6 protein-coding genes are annotated in these 4,927 nt (G+C 38.8%); 4 read left to right on the top strand and 2 right to left on the bottom strand.

What is annotated here, in order from left to right:
• Positions 1 to 414: glycerophosphodiester phosphodiesterase (locus K1X82_14740; protein ID MBX7183367.1), on the bottom strand; the 414-nt coding region annotated here is incomplete at its 3' end.
• A gap of 35 nt (positions 415 to 449) precedes the next feature.
• Complete coding sequence (locus K1X82_14735) at positions 450 to 1,088, bottom strand: peptidylprolyl isomerase (protein ID MBX7183366.1); 639 nt, start codon at positions 1,086 to 1,088, stop codon at positions 450 to 452.
• 408 nt (positions 1,089 to 1,496) lie between these two features.
• Between K1X82_14735 and K1X82_14730 the strand changes: the two genes are divergently transcribed.
• The 4 genes from K1X82_14730 to K1X82_14715 all read left to right on the top strand — a co-directional run.
• On the top strand, positions 1,497 to 1,856 hold the full coding sequence (locus tag K1X82_14730) for a hypothetical protein (protein MBX7183365.1): 360 nt from the start codon (positions 1,497 to 1,499) through the stop codon (positions 1,854 to 1,856).
• A gap of 29 nt (positions 1,857 to 1,885) precedes the next feature.
• The gene (locus K1X82_14725) at positions 1,886 to 2,260 is read left to right on the top strand and encodes a hypothetical protein (GenBank protein ID MBX7183364.1); all 375 of its coding nucleotides are present in this window, start codon (positions 1,886 to 1,888) and stop codon (positions 2,258 to 2,260) included.
• 78 nt (positions 2,261 to 2,338) lie between these two features.
• Entirely contained in the window at positions 2,339 to 3,346 is a 1,008-nt protein-coding gene (locus K1X82_14720) for a tetratricopeptide repeat protein (protein ID MBX7183363.1), read from the top strand.
• Positions 3,347 to 3,416: 70 nt separating this feature from the next.
• Positions 3,417 to 4,927 (top strand): excinuclease ABC subunit A (locus K1X82_14715; GenBank protein MBX7183362.1); only part of this gene is annotated, 1,511 nt, incomplete at its 3' end.

The following is a 4,927-nucleotide window of genomic DNA, read 5'->3' as shown; positions in this document are numbered from 1 at the left end:
ATGTTCCTTAATAAATGCCTCTACCTTTTCGAACACTTCAGACAAAAGAGGTTTGTACGTTTTCATCTTTTGTTGGTATGGAAAACGTGGGTGTAATTTACTACCGCAATCCCACTGTTTAATTTCGGCATAAGTCATTTTAAACAGGTTGAAATTTTTCTCGGTGGTAGTATCGGGCGAAATTCCTTGCGGAGAAGTGGCAATTTCCCAACCCATCCAAGGTTCATGAGATACAACGACCTGACTATCTGACGAAATTACAACATCCAATTCCAAGGTATTTACTCCCAGGTTTAAAGCCTGAATAAAGCCTTCGATAGAGTTTTCCGGAAACAAGCCGCGGCAACCGCGATGACCTTCGATATCCAAAGGGAGCTTTTCTGTTTTGGTAGGTTGGCTAGAACATGCTGTCATTACCACCAGAAAAAAAATTAAAATGGGATGTCGCATTACTTACTTAACACTTTAACAGTCATAACTATTTCAGGATCAGGCGATTCTCCAACTTTAGGACATGCCGCAATTTTATCAACAACGTCCATTCCTTCCAGCACTTCTCCAAAAACAGTGTAGGCACCATCCAAATGTGGGGCTCCACCGATGGTTGTATAATCCTTCACTTGCTGGGGGGTAAATTTCTTACCGGTCTGAAATTCAACTTGTTTCAATTCTGCTTCTGTAAATACTCGACCTTGAACTATATAAAATTGAGAGCCGGAAGACCGGCGTGACGGATTCATTTGATCACCGGTTCGGGCGGCTGCCAAAACACCACGTTTGTGATGAAAAAGAGGATAAATTTCACCTTGGAATTGACTTCCCATTTCTTCCATTCCTTTATTTTTTCCGCCTCCTTGAACCATAAAACCTGCAATAACCCTATGAAATGTACTACCGTTGTATTGACCGCTATCGGCCAGTTTCAGAAAATTATCGCGGTGCAGTGGGGTTTCGTTGTACAACTTCAGCTTAATATCTCCAAACGAAGTGGAAATCAACACAATAGCCTCTTTTGATTTTGAATTTGTTTGAGCTTGCACTGCCAGTCCGGAAAGTAGAACGGCAAACAGAATGAAAATTTTTCTCATCGATTTAATTTGGTACAAAAATAAATTCCAGATGAACGCCAAGGTAGAAATTTGACGAAAGAAAACCGGCTTAACTAAATTTAGGAATGAAATGATTTTTGAGATTTGGGCGTGCCCCTTTTGCCCACCGGGTATTGGTGCAAAGCAACTAGTCAATTCCGGGCAAAAGGGTCGGGCTTTACGTTCCTAGTCCTCACCCGAAAGTGTTCGGGTTGCGGGCTATCCACTTCAATCCCTCACGCGCGGAACCCCAACTAGTTTTTTTTCAAACAAAATGTAGGTTTATTTAGCAAAATACACTCGAAACAAGAATTCTAAAGAATCAAAAGAACAAACTATCTTTCAAACAATACAATTTTATTTGCCTATTTCGAATAAATAACCTAAATTTGACTATAAATTATTGAAATGAAACAAAGACTATTTTATTCTTTACTTCCATTTAGCCTATTGATAAGTATGGCCTCGTGCCAAAAAGATAAAACCTGCAGTGCCAGTGTATTTATTATTGACGAAAATGGAAGTCCGGTAACAGGTGCAAAGGTTTTATTGTACAGCGATATCGTCAGTCCGGTATCAGGACCATCCCTTATTGAAGAGGAGAAAACCACGAATAAGGATGGAAGGGTAGATTTTGAGCAGGAATTACCTAATATTTTGTTTGTAAAAGTTGAAAAAGCCGGTTTAAATCCAATTCAGGGCGAGTTGGAAACCATAAAATTTGAAGAATCCAAAAGATCGTTTGTTACAATCGAAATGAAACATTAATTTAGCACCCTCAATCTAGTAGAATAGTCATGAAAAAAATCCTTGGTATTGTTGTTGCTTTTATAGGTTTTTCCTTAGTTGTTACTCAAAGTAGTTCTTGCAAAAAAGACCGTACTTGCAACGCTACTGTTTTTGTTATTGATTCGCTGGGTACACCGGTTACAGGTGTTAAAGTAACGATGTATAGTGATGAAGTGAGTGCAGAAACAGGGGTAGTTTCCAAAATTTTAGATGACAAAACAACCGGTAAAGATGGTAGGGTTGATTTTGAGCAAAAACTGCCTAATATTTTATTTATGGTTGTTTCTAAATCCGGCTATACTCCATTGAAACCTGGTATTCAAAGCATTAAGTTTCAAGAAAGTTCCCGTTGGTTTCAAACGGTAGAAATGATTAAGAATTAATTCAGTACTTGATAGAACTGAAATAATTCGATTGTTTTACTACCTGACATTTTCAATCATTCCTTTATTTTGTGTTGCATGATTAAAGGCAACTACCTCCTTATTTCTATTTCTCTTCTCTCTTTGTTTTCTTGTGGATCCAAAAATACAACTCAACAAAGCGCTCAGGCTAAGTTAAGTCCTATTGATTCCTTATCTCAACTCTTGGCTGTTGATCGAGACAATACCAATTTACTCTATCAAAGGGCAAAACTTTATGTCGAAAAAGGCGATTATACTGCAGCCAAAATTGATATAAGCAAAGCCATTTTACGAGATACCACCAAAGCCGATTATTACCCCTTGCTTGCAGATATATACATGGGTCTTCGGCAGCCGGTAGGAGCCAAAGCAGCTCTTGAAAAATGTGTTGAAGTTGCGCCCAACCATGTAGAAGGTTTAAACAAATTAGCCGAGTTTAATTTATTCCTAAAAAACTACCAGGAAACGATTCGATTGGCTGACCGGGCATTGCGGGTCGACATTCACAATCCAAAGTCGTACTTTATCAAAGGTTTTGCCTTTATGGAATCGGGCGATACGAATAAAGCCATCAATAGCATGCAAACCGCCGTTGAACAAAATCCGGATTATTATGAAGCCTTTTTACAACTAGGTATTTTGTTTTCGGCTAAGAAAAGCAAATTGGCGGTAAACTATTTTAGTAATGCATCTCAACTTCAACCTAATAACATTGAGCCATACTATAACCTGGGTATGTTTTATCAAAATGCAGGTCAAATTGACAAAGCAATAGAAACGTATCGCTTGTTATTAAAACTGGATAATAAAGATGCAGATACCCATTACAATTTGGGATACATTGATTTTATGTACAAAAAAGCCTACGATTCTGCCATTTTAAATTTCACCCAAGCCTTAGCCAATGATAAAAAAATGGCAAAAGCGGCCTATATGAGAGGCCTTTGTTACGAAGCTTTGAAACGAAATGACAAAGCAAAAGCTGAATATGCCTTTGCTTTAAAAATTGATTCCAGTTTTGCGTTGGCCGCCAAAGCCAATTTGCGATTATTGGGATTAAAATAGTGGGAAACTTCTACTATTTTTTGGGAATTTATTCCCTTTTCCAATCCCTGTTTGGCTACTTTTGTGAACCATGAATCGCAACATTGACGAACTTTCACCGAAGGAATATATCATTATAAAAGGAGCCAGGGTACACAACCTAAAAAACGTTGATGTAGCCATTAAGCGCAATTCATTTACGGTAATTACCGGATTAAGTGGAAGTGGAAAATCATCGCTAGCCTTTGACACCTTGTATGCAGAAGGACAAAGAAGGTATGTTGAGAGTTTATCTGCTTATGCCAGGCAATTCATGGGCAAGCTAGAAAAGCCCGAGGTAGATTATATTAAAGGAATTTCTCCGGCAGTGGCAATAGAACAAAAAGTAACCACAAGAAATCCAAGGAGTACTGTAGGGACAAGTACTGAAATTTATGACTATCTCAAATTATTGTTTGCCAGAATTGGAAAAACCTACTCCCCTATTTCAGGAGAGCTTGTAAAAAGACATTCGGTGAGAGATGTAATCGATTTTGTAGTTTCATTACCGGGTTCGAACAGAGTTATGGTTACCTGCCCCATTAGCTTCCGTAACAACCAGGATCCAAAAGACACGTTTAATTTATTGCTTCAACAGGGTTTTACTCGAGTAATCATTGATGGAAATCCCTGGCAAATTGAACAGTTGTTATCGGCCAACCAGTCTGAATTAAGTTTTACCAAAGCATTTTTATTGGTGGACCGATTTGGAATGGAGAGTTTAGACGACGAAGATTTTCTAAGCAGATTAGCAGATTCGGTACAAACTGCATTTGGGGAAGGTAATGGAAGTTGCCATTTAGTAATTATTTCGGAAGATGGAATTCAAAATGAACAAGTTTTCTCCAATCGGTTTGAGGCGGATGGTATGGAATTCGAAGAACCTTCGGCCAATTTTTTCAGCTTTAATAATCCGTATGGAGCATGTAAACGATGTGAAGGTTTTGGCAGCATAATTGGCATTGATGAGAACCTGGTAGTACCGGATAAGAGCAGAAGTGTTTACGATGAGGCCGTTGCTTGTTGGAAGGGCGAAACGATGGGTTGGTTCAGGCAAAACTTTATAATGAATGCCCCTAAATTCGGATTTCCGGTGCATAAGCCTTACTACGAACTCAGTTCAGAGCAAAAGGAACAACTTTGGAACGGAGTGGGAACAACTTGGGGCATAAACCAGTTTTTTAAAGATATAGAAGCCCAAACCTATAAGATACAATATCGGGTTATGCTAGCCAGGTATAGAGGGAAAACCCAATGTCCGGAATGTAGAGGAACCCGGTTAAGGGCAGATGCCGGATATGTAAAAATTGCCGGAAAAAACCTGAGCGATTTAATGTTGATTCCTGTAGAGGAATTGGCGATATACTTTAAAAATCTAGAACTATCTGAACACGATTATGCCATAGGTAAACGATTGTTGTTAGAAATCAACAACCGAATCAGCTACTTGGAGGATGTTGGTTTAGGTTATTTGAATTTGAACCGACTTTCCAACTCCTTAAGCGGAGGAGAAAGTCAAAGAATTAATCTGGCCACTGTACTTGGTAGCAGTTTGGTAGGAAG

The organism is Bacteroidia bacterium (assembly GCA_019695265.1).
In the GTDB taxonomy this organism is placed as follows: Bacteria; Bacteroidota; Bacteroidia; order JAIBAJ01; family JAIBAJ01; genus JAIBAJ01.
This window is presented reverse-complemented; position numbering and strand designations above follow the sequence as displayed.

What these genes read in the sequence shown, in the direction of transcription:
- K1X82_14735 (MBX7183366.1), bottom strand. Translation starts at nt 1,088, where the DNA reads ATGAGAAAAATTTTCATTCTGTTTGCCGTTCTACTTTCCGGACTGGCA.
- K1X82_14730 (MBX7183365.1), top strand. Translation starts at nt 1,497, where the DNA reads ATGAAACAAAGACTATTTTATTCTTTACTTCCATTTAGCCTATTGATA.
- K1X82_14725 (MBX7183364.1), top strand. Translation starts at nt 1,886, where the DNA reads ATGAAAAAAATCCTTGGTATTGTTGTTGCTTTTATAGGTTTTTCCTTA.
- K1X82_14720 (MBX7183363.1), top strand. Translation starts at nt 2,339, where the DNA reads ATGATTAAAGGCAACTACCTCCTTATTTCTATTTCTCTTCTCTCTTTG.